Source organism: Priestia megaterium (assembly GCF_009497655.1).
Lineage (GTDB): Bacteria > Bacillota > Bacilli > Bacillales > Bacillaceae_H > Priestia > Priestia zanthoxyli.
Map to the genome: position 1 here is coordinate 2785794 of NZ_CP023317.1, position 16432 is coordinate 2802225.

The following is a 16432-nucleotide window of genomic DNA, read 5'->3' on the forward strand; positions in this document are numbered from 1 at the left end:
CTACTTCACATCTAAATCCTTTGTTATCACATAGTATTCACTTTTGGCTGTAACCCAATTTTTCACATTGTCTCTATAGGCTACAAAATTGTTCGGGTGAACAATCGAAGAATGCAGCGTTTCCTTTTCTGCTATTTCTCCGGCTTGTCTTGCTAACTTATTGCGCTGTTTTTGATCAACGGTTTTATTAAGCTCATCAATAATGGAAGCTAATGCTGGTTCATGAAAATGTCCAACATTAAATGCCCCTCCCTCCGTATAAAGAGCATTAAAGAAATATCCTGCATCTCCTCGCGGCGCGGTTACTAGGCTGTATGTAACGATTCCCCAATCATCTTTTGTTGTCATATACTCATCCATATTTTCCACTTGTTGAATGTCTATTTTCACACCAATCTTTTTGGCTTCTGACTGAAGCATTTGTGACATTAAAGGCAGTTCTGGACGATAAGGGTATGTAACAAGCTTAAAAGAAAGTTGTTTTCCATTTTTTATTGCTTTTCCATCCTTGAGTATATAACCGGCTTTTTCTAAATGTTTTTGAGCCTCACTTGGTCCGTAGGTTTTCGTTTTTTGATCGTTCGAAAAATCCAAACTATCTAAAAATGGACCTGCTGCTGGTGAACCTTGACCTGCGAGCGCTGTGTTGACAACATCCGTGGGATTTAATAATACATCAAACGCTTTTCTCACATTTTTATCTTTAAACGCTTCTTGCCTTGAATTATAGAAAAGCATTTGATTTCTGAGGCTCGGCTGTATATCTACTACAATAGATGAATCTTGTTTTAAAGTATTTAAGCTTTCAATTGCCGGACGATATACAATATCAGCTTCACCTGATTGTAAAGCAGACGTGCGTGCATTTTCATCATCATTAAATGTTAACACAACTTCATCCAATTTTGGTTCCCCGTCCCAGTATTCTTTATATTTTTTTACTTTCATTTCACTATCCGGTTTAAACGAAGCTACTTTAAATGGTCCCGTTCCCACTGGTTTACTTTTTATATCTGAAGTATCTACATCAATAATTGCCGTGTTTGGATGAACAAGTTCAGAAGGCAGCGTAGCAAGCGGCTCTGTTGTTGTAATGGTCAAGATTTGGCCACTGGCTTTCATTTCTTTAATTTTAAGTGCACTTTTCATTGCTTCACTTTCTTTTATCGTTCTTTCTAACGAATGTTTCACGGCTTCAGCATTCAAATCCTTGCCATTTTGAAACGTAATTCCGTCTCTAATCTCAAATATCCAGGTCGTCCCATTATCTTCTGTTTTCCATTTCTTTGCGAGCCACGGTTCAATCTGTAATTGCTCATTCACTTTGACTAGCGTCTCAGCAATTCCCGCTCTTACAGTTGTATAATTTAGCTGCGGATCGAGCGTGTCGCTTGGAAAATTTGATACAAAAGTAAGTGATTTCTTTCCACTCTTTTGTTCGGTACTCGCGGAGTTATCCGAACATGCAGCCAGCAGACCTATCGTAACAAGCATTGAGCATAGCAGACTTATCTTTTTTCTCATATAAACCCTTCCTTTATTAAAAACTATCCTTCTTTTATGTACTGCCTCTAAATATAATCCTCCTTTAAATCGTAACGATTATTATTATCATAAAAAGTTTAATTTGTTTACCTTACTTTGTCAACAAAGGTTTTTAAAGGATACAGGTGCTCTAGCACCTGCTTTCACTCGTTGTGATGATTGAATTTATTGATAACGTATACAAATGAGCATAAAAAAACAAAGCCTTCTCGAGGCTTTGTTTATACAGCATGTTTTTTTCTTTTATATTTCCACATCATATATCGATAACGAATCGTGCAGTCTATACAATATCCCATCAGCGCTACACCCGCAGCAAGAATCACCATTATACTAAATACATAGCCAACAAACGTATAACTAAGTAAAAATGAAATGAAAGCAATCCCAATGCATATCGTTGCAATCCATTGGTTAAAAAGCTGCTGAGCCCGGTCTTCCATCTGATACGAAGAAATAGGTTTCTTGAGAAGCTTTTTACCTGCCATAATTACAGGATTACGCTTTGTTACAAGTGTGACTACTCCAACGAGAAAAGGCAAAAGTAAAAGCCACTTTGCCGCAAGTAAAGCGATCAAAACCGTTATAACGATAAAGAGTTGATTAAGCTGAACTAATGGTTTGGGAATGCTCATGGAACTCCTCCTTCTTAAAACCTATTATACAAATTGGTTTACTAATTTAAAAGAAAAAGCACTCCAAATGAGCGATAAGACTTATATAAAAAAGTTACATAATTTCACTAACGTACTTTAAGATCAGTATCGTAAATAAAATCAAGACAACGTATCGTAAAGAACGGATTCGACGTTGAAGAAGACGTTTTACATGCCTTTTATTACGCATATGGGTTCTTCCTTTCGTATATTGAATTGTCTTTAGACACACTTATATCATACTTTTTCGGAAAACACCAACGTCAGAAAAAATTGCCAAGAACCACAGCTTTATGCGCTTAAAAAGCCTTTTCCAATTACGTCTCGTACATCGTGTACAATCACAAATGCTTCATCATCAATTTTTTTAATTAACTTTTTAAGTTTAAGAAGCTCTTGTTTATTAATGACAACGTACAAAATTTCTTTTGATTCTTTTGTATAGTTCCCTCGACCGTTTAGAATCGTTACCCCGCGATCAAGCTGTTCATTGATTTGGTCCGCTACCTCGTTTTTGTTGCTTGAAATAACGGTAACGGCCTTTTTGGCATCAAATCCTTCAATAACGAAGTCAATTACTTTTGTTGTAATGTAAAGCATGACGATCGTAAATAGTAACTTTTCGATTCCAATAATAAAATAAGAAGCCAATACCACTAGTAAATCAACAATTAAAAGTGCATGACTGACTTTCCAGTTTAAAAACTTATTTAGAATTCGAGCAATAATGGCTGACCCTGCTGTTGTTCCACCAACTCGCAAAATCATCCCAATTCCAACGCCTAGCAGTACACCGGCAAAAACCATGCCAATGAGCTCTTCGCGAAGATGAAGACCCCAGCCTTCAGTTACGTGAAGAAAAATAGATGTAGTGATAATCGTAATCATTGTATAGACGATGGTTTTTTTCTCTAAAAATTTATACCCTACGATAAGCAAGATACCGTTTAGAATAAAGTTAGTGACGCCTGTTGAAAGATGCGTTGTATAATATAAAATAATGGATATACCCGTAACGCCGCCTTCACCCAGTCCTATTGGAATGACGAACATGTTAACTGCAAGTGAAAATACAAACGAACCTATTAATAAAAAGATGACATCTTTTACTGTTTTACTCATCAATTAAACCCTCCTCGGCATAAAAATTCACATAAAAAAGCCCCTTCTCCAAAAGAGAAGAGACGCTTATGTTTAGTTTTTATATTACGTATTCTTAAATTGCCATGTATGACTATAATATGTTCACATACGTTTGTCAAACGGAAAGTTTATGCATTATGTGTAACCAAGGCTATGAGTCATTTATCTTTTATGTATACTAGGAATGTTTTAATTTATTTAAGCAAAGACGGATGCAGGAATTAGTCGACTCAATTAATTCTTTATCGCCTTTTTTCAATCGAATTTCTAACGCGCGTTGAAAATAGTGATGTGCTCTGGAAACAACCCGCTGATCAAGTAAACATTTTCCATAATGCTGATAGACAAAGTCTTCATATATGTGAAGGTCTTCATCTGCTTTTAATTGTTCAATGAGTAGCTGAAACGTTTCATTCGCCTTATCCCACTGTTCTTGCCAGTGATATGTATGTCCAAGTCGGATCGTATTCAAAAATTCACCTATTGTATCAGCATGTCGGTCATATAGATAAATGGCCAGCTGCAAGTGTCTTTCACTGCTCGTTAATTCTCCAAGTATGCGCTCATATACACCAATATGTCCATATGTTTTAGCAGCGGCACACTCATCCTCTTCTTCAAGAGCTCGTTTCTTTAAATAGATGATTCCCTGCTTCATTTGGTGTGGGTTAACCGGAACTTCTCGAAGCTGTTCATTAAATCGATAACTCATATTAAACGGAAGATCTCTGATGTTCATGCACGCTCCTTTCATGTGGCACATCAGCAAACATACTTTCATGACCGCTTGCTTATGGTCCATTGGATGTAGGATTCTTTCCATTTTGATACGTTTACGCGATTTACAGGAAAGCTCAGCAAAAGTGCTGAGCTGTTGGTTCTTATTATTTTACTTATATATCCATTTTATCACAAAAAATACTACCGTAAAGATGATCAGGCAGTCTTCATATAAAAAAATGGTTTTTTATCAATAAAAATGGTTTTATGCTCTTGAAAGCCTATACGCTGATACAATTTTTTGGCTTCTATATTATTGTATTCAACGTTTAACGATAAAAACATCTTACGCTTTTTGGCTTCTTGCTTGGCTACATTTAAAAGAGCCGTTCCTATCCCTTTTCCGCGGTAATCTTCGTCTACACACAGAGAATCAATATAATAATCTCCATGTTCAGTTTCTATATCAATTTCCCACGCTGGATTATTAAGTTTCGCACGCACAAAACGCTTAACTGGTTCATAAAGCGTTTGTAACATACTTCCTTCGTAGCAAAGCATAAGTCCAACTACCTTCTCATCGACTTCTGCGACTGTAATATGATGATAGCTATAGCGATTCTTCTCAGACAGAATAAACGCTTTAAGTCTTAAAAGCGCTTCTTCATTCGTTGTAGCCGCCGTATGAGAGCGTGCAATACTCCCAAGCATGTCATAAAGTAATTCCGTTACAGCAGAAGCATCTTCTTTTCTTGCTTTCCTTATTTTCACGATTTTCAAACTCCCTTTATTCTCTTCGCTTGCGTTATTTGTAGCAAAACTTCTTACCTATCTACTTTAACACGAAAAAGAAAAGAAAGAAAAAATTAACTCCTAATCTTCCTTTCATTGTATAATTAATGTATATTTTCAAATGAATGGATGATGACTATGAAAAAACGCTGTCAGCAGAAAGATAATACGATGAGCGGGAGAGAACTTATAGCGGAGGTTCTTTTACAAGTGCCTCAGCTGCTCATATGGCCCCTGCGTCTTCTTATACGAATTGGTCGTTCTTTGTTGGACGGTATTTAGCCAATCCTATACACATACTTACGGAACTCACAAAAAAAGAAACTCAGCAGCTACTGAATTTCTTTGTTAGTTTTTTGCTTTTTTGTATCCTGCTTCTTGTGCATCTTTTTCAGTACAGAACCAAATGACGTTGTTCATTGTTTGATTGTAGTGTGCCCCTGTTGGCACGTGATAAATTTTAGAGTTTTGATTTCCTTTTATTTTACCTTCGCAGCTTGTGGCAGATTGAGTATCTTTTTGATTAGAAGAGGACTGATTTTTTACAGCATCCGTATTATATCCTTTTTCTTGGGCATAGTTTTCAATACTCCAGATGCCTTTTTCGCTTTTTCGAGCCTGCTCCTGTATTTTCTTAAATTCGTCTACGTACTTTGTGTTAGGAGGAAATACCGCTACGCGGGCTAGCCCTTTTGCTAGCAGCTCTTCATTGTATAGCTCATTGTCTATCCATATATACGCAAGTAACCGTCCATATTGATCACGTTCTTGCACATCAAATTCAAGAGTGATTTCCTGCCCTTCTAGCCTTTTTTTCGTGTAAGCAGATGCTTCTGGACCAAAGGGCTGTACGCCTAGTTTGGGATGCTTTGTTTCTGGGGTATCGACAAGAAGTAGTCGTACGCGATCCGTCTTTCCGTTCAGCATTTTTACTTTAAGCGTATCGCCATCCACCACTCTTTCTACCGTAGCTGCCTCACCTACTACGTCTTCACGACTTGCTTTAGAAGGACTATGGTCTTCTTCTTGATCTGATGAACCTTCTACTTGAACTTCTTGTTTTGTATCCGTAGAAGGTGTGCTTGAATGACTTGCCTGCTCATCACTGCATCCAGTAAGAAGCAGCATAAACATCGCGATCATGATGTAAATAATTGCTTTTATTTCTTTCAAAACCCGGGTCCTCCTTTAACACATTCCCTATCTACTATATAAAAGTAAAATGATTTTATAAATAGTGTAAATCACCTAAAAACAAAAACTCGTGAAAATACCTTTCACGAGTTTTTCGCGCAGCTTGTTTTAAAGTCATTATTTTAAATAGCATTTATTTTATTTTTATTTCACAAACACATTTTTCGTTTTTGTGTATCCAGATTTTTAATCATGAGGATATTTTACACTATAAATACATTTATCGTCTACCGGCTTATAAAAATAAGGAATAGCCGCACAAATAGAATAAGTGTGAATATTTCAATATCATAACTGACTACCATAATGACTATTTTTTTGTAACATAAATAAGAGCCCTTACTAACAATAGCTAATAGGGATCTTCAAACCTTTGTTTTTACGATCGAATTTTTTGTTTGCGCATCCACTGGGTAGCGACCCACTTTTCTCCTTTTATAACAGGAGCTCCCCCGTGGAGAGTACGGTCATTAAGTTCAGCATCACTATAAAAATATTCAAAGTACACGGCCATTCCCTTTGTCGGAGATACGGAAAGACCCAGCTTAGGAAAATAAGTTTCTCCTCCTTCTTCCACATCATTTAAGTACATAACCAATGTACTAATACGGTTATTTTTAGATGCTTTACTTGCAGAAGTGAAATAGTCGTGATGCGCTTTGTATTCTTGATCAGGCAAGTATTTTAAAACTTGAAGGCCTTCAGCATATTCAATAGACGGTCCCATTATCTTAGAAAGTCTCTTTTCAATTTGATGTACAAGCTCGTTTTCACTTTCTTCAAAAAACATGCCGCTGCTCGTTCGAATACTGTTTACTTCACGTTCAGCTCCAATTTTTGATCGCTGCATTTTATCTTTGGATAGCTGTACAAGTTCGTCACATTCTTCGGTACTTAGGACATTTCCTAAAACTAGAACAAGAGGCTCTTCAAATCGAGCAACAATATTAATCTCTCTGTCTTCTAATTTAATTTTATTCCCTGAATGGCTAAAAATCGTTTGTTCTTTCGTTAGTAAAGATGTATTAGTTGTAATCATCTTTTATCGGCTCCTCAAAATAGCTATTTTCCAATTCTTCACTCCATTATATGTAAACGCTTACTAATAAGAATTATATCATGTATACGAAGTAAATTCTGCTAGCAAAGGAAATAAATAAAAAGAAGCCCGCAATATAACGGAGCTCCTTCATTTTTTCTTATAGATTTCACTTATATTTTAAACACTTTATAAAGCAGCCTAAAAAAATTCTTTTAATCTAAAGCATACGTGCCAAAGGCCGCCTAAAATCAGCGGTACGCAAGTTCTTTTTTACTTAAATTCAGCGTTTGTGCTGTAGAAACATGAATTTCGTTAAAAAGCGCTGGATTTTCTACCAGTGACAAGCCGTAAGAAGGAATCATTTCTTTTATTTTTGGTTCCCATTTCTTCATATGCTGGGGGAAACACTTTTCTAGCACTTCAAGCATAACATGAACGGCAGTCGAAGCGCCTGGCGAAGCCCCGAGCAATGCAGCAACGGAACCATCCGCTGAACTCACAACTTCTGTACCAAATTGAAGAGTTCCTTTACCTCCGGCTTCCGTATCTTTGATTACTTGTACACGCTGACCCGCTACGACGATATCCCAGTCTTCGCTTTTTGCGTTTGTAATAAACTCGCGAAGTTCTTCCATACGCTTTTCATTGGACAACAGCACCTGCTGAATCAAGTATTTCGTTAAGCCCATCTCTTTGACGCCTGCTGCTAACATCGTTAAGATATTATTCGGTTTTACAGAATTGATTAAGTCCAAATTTGAACCCGTTTTTAAGAACTTTGGTGAAAATCCGGCAAAAGGTCCAAACAGCAGTGTTTTTTTGCGGTCGATATAGCGTGTATCAAGGTGTGGAACCGACATCGGTGGAGCGCCAACCTTTGCTTTTCCGTACACTTTCCCGTGATGCTGCGCCACAACTTCGGGATTAGTGCATACCATAAATAATCCGCTTACCGGGAACCCTCCAATATGTTTGGACTCAGGAATACCCGTTTTTTGGAGTAAAGACAGACTTCCGCCTCCTCCTCCGATAAAAACAAAGTTCGCCGTGTGATATTCCTGTTTGCCGCTATGAATATCATGTACTTTTACTTCCCACGAGCCGTCTGCGTTACGTGTCAGATTTTCAACGCTGTGGTTATAGTTTATTTCTACGCTTTTACTTTTTAAATGTGTAAACAACATACGAGTTAAAGCTCCAAAGTTCACGTCCGTCCCTGAGTCAATTTTGGTTGCCGCAATTGCTTCAGTCGATGTACGCCCTTTCATAACAAGCGGCATCCATTCTTTTAACTTTTCAGGACGATCCGAATACTCCATCCCTTGAAACAACGGATTATTTGATAGCGCTTCAAAACGTTTTTTCAAAAAGGATACGTTCTTTTCTCCTTGTACGAAACTCATGTGAGGGATTGGCATAATAAACTCTTGCGGATGATGAATTAAATTACTGCTTACAAGGTACGACCAAAACTGTCTTGAAAGCTGAAACTGTTCATTAATTCGCACGGCTTTCGTAATATCTATGGATCCGTCAGCTTGTTCAGATGTATAGTTCAACTCGCACAGTGCAGCATGGCCCGTCCCTGCATTATTCCATTCATTGGAGCTTTCTTCTCCTGCATCTGCGAGTTTCTCAAATACTTTGATTTCCCATTCCGGCGCTAACTCTTTTAGTAAAGATCCCAACGTTGCGCTCATCACTCCGGCCCCAATTAAGATAACGTCTGTTTTTTTATATACATTGCTCATCACAATCTTCCTTATCTTTTATATTTTAAAAAAGCACCTTTTAGCAACACGCCTGTTCTACCTGACTCTCTATAGATTAAGTATGTCTGACAAGTTGTCTGTCTTACATAATGGGAGTTTTTATACATACCCTTTCATCTTGTCCTTTTTTAACATGCTCAATATCACTTCAGCGGTTTCTTCAACTGCTTTACCTGAGACATTAACAATAGGACAGCCAATGCGCTTCATAATTTTCTCAGCATAGTCCAGCTCTTCAAGGATTCGATCTACATTGGCATAATTGGCTTGAGACGCTAAACCTAAATTTTTTAATCGTTCTTTTCGGATTTCATTGAGCTTATCCGGTGTAATAACTAAACCAATACATTTATTTTTTGGAATAGTAAAAAGTTCGTCAGGAGGCGTCACTTCTGGAACTAACGGTATATTCGCTACTTTAAGACTTTTATGAGCTAAATACATAGAAAGTGGCGTCTTAGATGTTCTCGAAACACCAATCAACACTAGATCAGCTCGCTTGATGCCTCTGAAGTCTTGTCCATCATCATATTTAACAGCGAATTCAACTGCTTCTACTCTTCGAAAATAGTTATCGTCTAATTTTCTTGTTAATCTCGGTTGAAGATTAGGTTCTTTATTAAAGGTTTGGCTAAAGGCACTCATAAGAGGGGTCATCAAATCAATGGCTACAATTCCTTCGTCTTGTGCCGTTTGGTCAAGATACTGTTTTAAAGGTGGGATGACGATAGTATACGCAATGATGGCCTCGTTACACCTTGCTTCGGCAATGATATTATCAATATTTTCCTCATTTTCTACGTAAGAAGTATTTTGAATTTCAATATCTTCTCCACTAAATTGAGTTAAAACTGCTTTTACCATCAGCTCAGCCGTTTCACCTACTGAGTCGGAAACTATATAGACAATTTTTCTTTTATTCACATTAAATCTTCCTATTCTTTGATTTTAATAGTTTAATAACGCTAATATTTTTTATTTAGCAGCTTACAAGATACACAATTTAATAGTAATGAATAGATAAATATGCTGGTCACTGTGATTATAAACACTTTAACAAAACAATTAAATTAAGAATTTGTGCCATACTAATTACGAAATAAAGCTAAATATGTTATACTATTTTCGTTAAATGTTATATTAGCATTAAACATACGGAGATACAATCCCTTTTCTGCGCATTTTATAAAAAGTTTGAAGAAAGAAAAAGTTTAGATTTTAAAATGTTTTATGCTTTGGCATGGTGCACTCATCAGGGCTGAGAGGCGTTTTGCAGGAATAGGCACGAGGATAGTTATGTTGTTTATAACATGATTTTTAAATTATAGAAGATTTATTCTTATCTATTCTTTTTAGCCAAGAGTGCTATAACTAAAAATAATGAACGGTTTACTTTTTACCTTATGCATACTAAAAACACCGCCTAAAAGACGATGTTTTGAATAGTTGGTTATATGTCGTAAAATAGATTCATTTTTATAAAACGGGATTACTTCTAGTAGATTTTTGTAATAAAAATTTAGAAAGGTAATGGGAGACGCCGTTTTCGTCACAGTTAAATTCCGTTACGTCATCGACAATTTCTTTAATATGATCCGGCGCGTTTTTCATCGCTACAGCATAGCTGGCAAACTGAAACATTGGTAAATCATTGTTGCTGTCGCCAATTGCTAGAATGTCTTGCTCGGGCAAATTAAAATGTTTTAACATTTGCTGAATTCCCGTTGCTTTATTTACGTTTGCCACCATCACTTCGACATTGTGTTTAGATGAAGTAGAAGTTGTAAAGTCTGTTTCTTGCTTGAGTTTTTCAAGCTCTTCTTTCCATTTATCGATATGCTCGTGCGTTCTTGCAAAGAAATAGAACTTTGAAAATTCACTTCCTTCTACGGAATCTTTCCAGTCAATTTCTTCTTTAATTGCTTGTTTACGAGAAAGCCATTCGTTAATTTCCACGCTGTCTGGCTTTGGCTCTTTAATTTCATTTTCAACATACGGCTGATCTTGTTTTAACGTCACGCGAGGTGTGCCATACGGGAAAAGCTCGTAGTATACCTTGTTCGCTCTTGCTTTTTCAATAATAGTTTCCACCAATTGAAGTGAAAGCGAATGCTGAAAGACTGATTCTTTTCCTACGTATCCTGCCATACCATTTGATGTGATAAATCCATCTACTTGAAAGCCTTCAGGAACTAACTCTTCTATTTCATCAAACGCTCTTCCCGTAGCAATAAAAACAAAAATTCCCTGTTTTCGTAATTCGTCAATGGTTTCTTTTGTTTGAATACTTACTTTGTTGGAGCGATTTAATATCGTACCGTCCATATCTAAAAAAATTGCTTTAGGTTTTAACAACATATTTATTCCCCCTATTTGTAAAAAGAGTGTACTTGGCAAGTATAAACTTTTCCATTTTCAAACTCAATGAATGTACTTTGCTTTTCTCTTTTATAAAGCTACTATAATACTCTCCTTACATCTAAAATTGTACAAGCGCTATAAAGAAAGAATTTTATATTTGCAATAAGCCTTTATATACTAATAGCTGGTTAGGCTAATTTGATATAAAACAGCATTCACAAAAACGAATTTTCCTTTTAGCCTTTAGAGTATCGTTCAAAAAAGATATAATAAGAGTGTTACAGATTAAATACATGCAGAGGAGGTCAACATGAACGAACCATCCAATTTTTCTCCTTACCTTATTAAACAAATCAGCGATGCGATCGATGACAATATCAAAGCAAAGTGTATAGACTTTTTATATGATTCTCATTCGTTTTTTTCGAATGAAAAAGATTTTATAGAAGACTACATTTTAAATATATTGCAAGATACGTTTGTTTTAGAGAATAAATTAATAAATCCTAAGGAAATACGAAACCCAGCCTACAAAAGAAGACAATCAAATAAGAAAAACTGGCTGCAAACATTAAAAAAAGATATTAAAGCAGAAAAGCCTAATCCTATTTTTGAAGACATTGAATTAGCCAAAAAAGTGATGGATAAAAAAGTAGATACCGAACACTTAAAAAAGCTGTTTGGCGTGGAAAAACCTGAAGATATTTTAAAGATAAAGTTAAAAGAAGTAGAGGCATGGGCTAAAAGCAAAAAAACAAACATTACCGATTTTCCTTATTTAGATTCAAAAATGAATTATCAAATAGAGAAAGCATTTCACACGGACTTTACTTTTTTAATTGCGGAAATCATCTTAGAAAAATACAATGGAAATTTAAGCAACTGGATTGATAAACGATTAAATTCGTGGGTAGAGGCGCCTATCTTCTCAAACGAAAGTCATTCTCTTAAAACCAATATGGAAGTTAAAACAAACTCCCAAGAAGTCGTTTTATATAATGACTATAAAGTTGATGAAGAATATTTCATTCGCACCATTATCCCTGTGAATGATAATCAAACGGTTCTTTCCAAACGAAATATGGTTTTAGACCCAAAAGATTCCCAAATTATCCAGTTTGCTCTTTCACAGCGCGACGAGATGTTTTATAAAGAAAAAACGGTGACTCTTGATTTAGCGGATATCGTGAAAGAAATTTATAATTCAAAAGGTGTAAAAAACTATGAAGCCGTTGAAGCCCGCATTATGAAAATTGCCAGGTATCACGTAGAAGGTGTAGCAAAGAAGAAAAATTCCAGAGATACAAAATTTGCGATCAACTTCTTTCAAAAGGCTGTTATTGAAACCGATGAAGTAACGGGCAGACGATATGCAACGATTGTATTTAGCGATGATACGCATCAAGGCTTTTTAAATCAGCAGTTTGTACAAATATACAGTGATGTTATTAAAAAGTTTAAAGATAACTCGCTGTCTTCTTTACTGCTTTATGCATTTCAAAAAGAGCGTTTAGACTGTTATTTACAAGAAAAGTCTTACACTCATTTTTACCCGTATCAATATTTTGCTTCAAAAGTTCGTTTTCGTTCAAAGAAAATTGATGTAAACCTAAAATTAATTAATGAATCTCTAGCAGAATTTGTTAGCAATCAAGTACTGATCCAAAGTTATCAGCAAAAACTTCAAGGATTTGAAATCTCTTTTATTCCTCTTCAAAATTATGAAATTCAAGACTATTTTGGAGGAGAACATAGAGAAACATTGGAAGGGTAAATCATTCCCTTCCTTTTTTATTTGACATTTTGCCATTTTCGTCTTTTTGATACAAAATCTCCCTCTATTTTCATTTCATAGTTTGGAAGTTTTGTCATTTTTAACGTACTACACAAAAGCTTTTGCCGTTTTTGACGTACTACTCCGCTTCTTTTGCCGTTTTCTGCGTATTAATTACTGTCTTTTGCTGTTTTTGACGTACTACTTTGCTTCTTTTGCTGTTTTTGACGTACTAAATTCATTTTATTTACTCGTCATCACTTATTAATTGTTAATTATTCTCTTTTTTTCGTAAAACAATCCTACCTTTTGCCATTTTTGACGTACTCCTTCACTACTTTTGCCGTTTTCTGCGTACTAAACATTGCTTTTCCCTTTGTTATGTCCTTTTCAAACCCTATTTTTTATTTTTTTCGCAGCATATATAAAGCTTTGGCCATTTTTGACGTACCAAACGATATCTTTTGCTGTTTTTAGCGTACTACCAGGTCGTTTTTGACGTTTTTCACGTACTAAAAATAGCTTTTGCCATTTTTGACGTACTATTGAAATTCATTGTGTTATTTACAGCGATCAGAGAAGTGATTTTTTTCCCTTTTTTTAGGTGAATCGAGATCACTTTTGCTGTTTTTGGCGTACCACTCTTCACTTTTGCTATTTTCGGCGTACTATATTGAGCCTTTTGCCGTTTTTTACGTACTAAAACGCATAAAGTTTTTTTTGATTTTTACTGATCGTAACAAACACTGTTCTACCGGCGCTTGCTTGCTTTTGCCGTTTTTGTCGTACTAAAAAACCTATACGCTGAATCCCTTGCTATGACAGCATTCTTTGAGCCTTTTGCCGTTTTTCGCGTACTACTCGTTCGTTTGCGATTCTGTTTCTTATTGATATAATTTTCACAAGGTATTCTTTGTTATTTTACCCTAATAAATTATTGTTGATATGAAATAGATTGGAGGGATTCTCATGATAAAAAAAGAATTTGCGAAAATTGGAAAACAAATTATTCGCCAATTGTCTAGCACCGTAGAAAAATATAAAGATATTGAAGATCACATGGACCTAGACGCTCATGGGAACCCTACAATCAAAACAGTGGCAGAACATCACCGTTTATCTAAATCTCAAATTTCACAATTAATTTTTTATCACTTCCTTCACGTTGATGAAAGAGGTATTATTTGTGATGTTTCTGAAAAAGAGATTGCAGCCGCTTTGAATTGTACAGTTCGAACAGTTCGCAACAACAATGTAGTATTAGCAGAAACAGAATTAATTTCCTATTCTCGCAGCGGCAAAGGAATCAATATTTGTATTGTTCCCTACCCTCAATATTTTGAAGAACACGGCTTTGGGTTTATGGAATTAGAATATACTCGCTTTGAAGAACTTATTCTAATTGAAAACGTAAATGCCCTTCGCTTAGAGCTGCGCAAAGAATTGGTTTATGACAACGATACGATTAAGCGTCAGTTTAATCCTGGAGAAAACACTTCAAAAATTAGCTTTAATGACTATAAAATTTTTACGCCGAAATATACTCACTACAAGGGTATGATGCAAAAAATAGCTGAAACGCAGGCGAGCGCATTTAAAACCGTTGTCCAAGGATCTACTATTTTCTTTGTTTTAAAAGACGGAGCTAAAAATGGCAAGATGTCAAAACAAGAAAAGAGAGATCAATACGATGCGGCGATTCGACGTACTATTGAAGAGACTTTTGTAAAATTATCTGGACACAGCACAGATTCTACAGGAATTGTTATGTCTTCATTCCAAAACGAAGACATCGCTGATTTGGTTCAGCTTTCTTTTGAATATGGTATTGAACGAGTGAAGTCTGCCCTTTATACATTGATTGAACAGGCCTTCTTCAGCCATGATGCTCAAGTCGTTGAAAATTACGGTGGGAAAATCCGTACGCTCATTCGAAAAGAGCTTTCAAAAAATCTTCAAGATCAAGTCCCTGCCGAACTTACAGCTTCATAAGGGGCTTCTTTGGCATGCCTTTTTTTATTTTCTATCCCTTCTCCTCTCTTTTTGATACAAATAGTACAAACAAACACCCATTTTTTCAGCTCTCCAATTCCATTATCCTATCCATATAAACGTAATGAGTTTAAATAAATGATATTTCTTGTGTATAACTATGGAATATTACTAAAAAAACATCTTCATACTTATCCACAAAAGAAAGAAAACATATTCAATGACTGTTATATCATCCTCTTTATTAATAAAAACATCCCTTTTATTTTTTTATTAACGATAATTTCCAGGTTATTTACTCTTTAACATAACTACTTTTATCCACAGTGGAAATAATTCATACTTTTAACAGCAATCTTCATTCTATTGATTTTAAAATCCATCTATTGTAGAAGAAAAAACATAGTAAATAAACTAGATTCCATATCTACTACGATAAAAAACATCCTTTAGCCAAAGGATGCTGTTCACAAAAAAGGGCTATTTTCCACACAGTTATTTATTGAAAAGCTATTTTCTTTCTAACCCTTGATATCATTAGGTTTTTAGAGGATTTTTCTTTCTTTAATATCTGTATATAATGTTTGCTAATAAGATCTATACTAATCTCTGCTATAAGATTTTATTTAATATTTGTATAAAGAAATGTTTTAAAAATATCTATACCTGAGGATTTTCACTTTTTCTAAATTAAGGAGTTTTCATTACATATACCAAATACAAATAAATTAAAATAAAACAATAGTTCAAACGCCTCTTAATAAATTCTAGTAGTATATTTTTTAAAATAAATTATACTATTCAGTAGAGAAAAATTTATAAAGCAAGAAAGGGACTTAGTCATGAAATACATACAGTGGGTACAGCAAACTTTATTTAATACCGGTAGGTGGATTGACATTAGTGAAGTAATCATAAAGATTATCCTCATTTTTATCATTGCTCAAATTGTCATCCGGTTTGCTCGCAGTGTCATTAATAAAATCTTTGATTTCAGATTTAAAACTAAACTGCTGAGGTACAACGAACGAAAAGAAATAACGCTGAAAAAACTTTGTCTGAGCATTGTCATGTACGTTGTGTATTTTATTGCACTTATTACGTCTTTAGAGGCAATCGGAATTAATATGAAAGCACTTTTAGCTGGTATTAGCGTAGCAGGGTTTATTACAGGCTTAGGTGCACAGAATTTGATTAAAGATATTTTAAATGGGTTTTTTATTCTATTTGAAGATCAATTCTCAGTAGGAGATCACGTATCTATAAATGATACGAAAGGAACTGTTGAAGAAATTGGATTGCGCACGACAAAAATTCGCGGAGTCGACGGAGAGTTTTATTTTTTTGCTAATAGTAACATTACAAAAGTAGCGAACTACACGCTCGGTGAAATCCCCGAAATACATACACCTGAACAAATAAAAACTCGTGAAGAATAGCT

The 16432-nt window shown here is 35.3% G+C and carries 14 protein-coding genes; 4 read left to right on the forward strand and 10 right to left on the reverse strand.

What is annotated here, in order from left to right:
• The 5 genes from nikA to CEQ83_RS14075 all read right to left on the reverse strand — a co-directional run bounded on the left by nikA (position 1) and on the right by CEQ83_RS14075 (position 4835).
• Complete coding sequence (gene nikA / locus CEQ83_RS14055) at positions 1 to 1524, reverse strand: nickel ABC transporter substrate-binding protein (protein WP_154973665.1); 1524 nt, start codon at positions 1522 to 1524, stop codon at positions 1 to 3.
• 242 nt (positions 1525 to 1766) lie between these two features.
• Positions 1767 to 2180 (reverse strand): DUF4395 domain-containing protein, encoded by a 414-nt coding sequence (locus CEQ83_RS14060; RefSeq protein ID WP_155017336.1) that lies wholly within the window; start codon positions 2178 to 2180, stop codon positions 1767 to 1769.
• A gap of 312 nt (positions 2181 to 2492) precedes the next feature.
• Complete coding sequence (locus CEQ83_RS14065; protein ID WP_028412913.1) at positions 2493 to 3323, reverse strand: YitT family protein; 831 nt, start codon at positions 3321 to 3323, stop codon at positions 2493 to 2495.
• A gap of 199 nt (positions 3324 to 3522) precedes the next feature.
• Positions 3523 to 4083: a hypothetical protein gene (locus tag CEQ83_RS14070; RefSeq protein ID WP_028412912.1), complete on the reverse strand. Its 561-nt coding sequence runs from the start codon at positions 4081 to 4083 to the stop codon at positions 3523 to 3525.
• Positions 4084 to 4280: 197 nt separating this feature from the next.
• The gene (locus CEQ83_RS14075) at positions 4281 to 4835 is read right to left on the reverse strand and encodes a GNAT family N-acetyltransferase (protein WP_047750646.1); all 555 of its coding nucleotides are present in this window, start codon (positions 4833 to 4835) and stop codon (positions 4281 to 4283) included.
• A 159-nt stretch (positions 4836 to 4994) separates the two neighbouring features.
• On the opposite strand from CEQ83_RS14075, the gene CEQ83_RS14080 reads away from it, so the two are divergent.
• A complete protein-coding gene (locus CEQ83_RS14080; RefSeq protein ID WP_155017337.1) occupies positions 4995 to 5138 on the forward strand; it encodes a hypothetical protein in 144 nt (47 codons plus the stop codon).
• 66 nt (positions 5139 to 5204) lie between these two features.
• Here CEQ83_RS14080 and CEQ83_RS14085 read toward each other — a convergent pair whose 3' ends face one another.
• The 5 genes from CEQ83_RS14085 to CEQ83_RS14105 all read right to left on the reverse strand — a co-directional run bounded on the left by CEQ83_RS14085 (position 5205) and on the right by CEQ83_RS14105 (position 11222).
• Entirely contained in the window at positions 5205 to 6029 is an 825-nt protein-coding gene (locus CEQ83_RS14085) for a thermonuclease family protein (protein ID WP_028412910.1), read from the reverse strand.
• 400 nt (positions 6030 to 6429) lie between these two features.
• Positions 6430 to 7089: a 2OG-Fe(II) oxygenase gene (locus CEQ83_RS14090; protein ID WP_028412909.1), complete on the reverse strand. Its 660-nt coding sequence runs from the start codon at positions 7087 to 7089 to the stop codon at positions 6430 to 6432.
• Between the two features lie 251 nt (positions 7090 to 7340).
• The gene (locus tag CEQ83_RS14095) at positions 7341 to 8843 is read right to left on the reverse strand and encodes a malate:quinone oxidoreductase (protein WP_155017338.1); all 1503 of its coding nucleotides are present in this window, start codon (positions 8841 to 8843) and stop codon (positions 7341 to 7343) included.
• Between the two features lie 120 nt (positions 8844 to 8963).
• Complete coding sequence (locus tag CEQ83_RS14100) at positions 8964 to 9788, reverse strand: pyruvate, water dikinase regulatory protein (RefSeq protein WP_028412907.1); 825 nt, start codon at positions 9786 to 9788, stop codon at positions 8964 to 8966.
• A gap of 552 nt (positions 9789 to 10340) precedes the next feature.
• A complete protein-coding gene (locus CEQ83_RS14105; RefSeq protein WP_028412906.1) occupies positions 10341 to 11222 on the reverse strand; it encodes an HAD family hydrolase in 882 nt (293 codons plus the stop codon).
• A gap of 313 nt (positions 11223 to 11535) precedes the next feature.
• On the opposite strand from CEQ83_RS14105, the gene CEQ83_RS14110 reads away from it, so the two are divergent.
• From CEQ83_RS14110 to CEQ83_RS14120, 3 genes are all read left to right on the forward strand, one after another.
• Positions 11536 to 12999 carry a hypothetical protein gene (locus CEQ83_RS14110; RefSeq protein WP_013083667.1) on the forward strand — a complete coding sequence of 488 codons (1464 nt, stop codon included), beginning with the start codon at positions 11536 to 11538 and terminating at the stop codon, positions 12997 to 12999.
• A gap of 969 nt (positions 13000 to 13968) precedes the next feature.
• Complete coding sequence (locus CEQ83_RS14115) at positions 13969 to 14991, forward strand: hypothetical protein (RefSeq protein ID WP_033579375.1); 1023 nt, start codon at positions 13969 to 13971, stop codon at positions 14989 to 14991.
• Between the two features lie 842 nt (positions 14992 to 15833).
• Positions 15834 to 16430, forward strand: a complete 597-nt coding sequence (locus tag CEQ83_RS14120; RefSeq protein WP_028412904.1) for a mechanosensitive ion channel family protein — start codon at positions 15834 to 15836, stop codon at positions 16428 to 16430.
• Positions 16431 to 16432 lie beyond the last annotated feature (2 nt).

What these genes read in the sequence shown, in the direction of transcription:
- CEQ83_RS14090 (WP_028412909.1), bottom strand. Translation starts at nt 7,089, where the DNA reads ATGATTACAACTAATACATCTTTACTAACGAAAGAACAAACGATTTTT.
- CEQ83_RS14070 (WP_028412912.1), bottom strand. Translation starts at nt 4,083, where the DNA reads ATGAACATCAGAGATCTTCCGTTTAATATGAGTTATCGATTTAATGAA.
- CEQ83_RS14120 (WP_028412904.1), top strand. Translation starts at nt 15,834, where the DNA reads ATGAAATACATACAGTGGGTACAGCAAACTTTATTTAATACCGGTAGG.
- CEQ83_RS14095 (WP_155017338.1), bottom strand. Translation starts at nt 8,843, where the DNA reads ATGAGCAATGTATATAAAAAAACAGACGTTATCTTAATTGGGGCCGGA.
- CEQ83_RS14065 (WP_028412913.1), bottom strand. Translation starts at nt 3,323, where the DNA reads ATGAGTAAAACAGTAAAAGATGTCATCTTTTTATTAATAGGTTCGTTT.
- CEQ83_RS14115 (WP_033579375.1), top strand. Translation starts at nt 13,969, where the DNA reads ATGATAAAAAAAGAATTTGCGAAAATTGGAAAACAAATTATTCGCCAA.
- CEQ83_RS14080 (WP_155017337.1), top strand. Translation starts at nt 4,995, where the DNA reads ATGAAAAAACGCTGTCAGCAGAAAGATAATACGATGAGCGGGAGAGAA.
- CEQ83_RS14110 (WP_013083667.1), top strand. Translation starts at nt 11,536, where the DNA reads ATGAACGAACCATCCAATTTTTCTCCTTACCTTATTAAACAAATCAGC.
- CEQ83_RS14060 (WP_155017336.1), bottom strand. Translation starts at nt 2,180, where the DNA reads ATGAGCATTCCCAAACCATTAGTTCAGCTTAATCAACTCTTTATCGTT.
- nikA (WP_154973665.1), bottom strand. Translation starts at nt 1,524, where the DNA reads ATGAGAAAAAAGATAAGTCTGCTATGCTCAATGCTTGTTACGATAGGT.
- CEQ83_RS14105 (WP_028412906.1), bottom strand. Translation starts at nt 11,222, where the DNA reads ATGTTGTTAAAACCTAAAGCAATTTTTTTAGATATGGACGGTACGATA.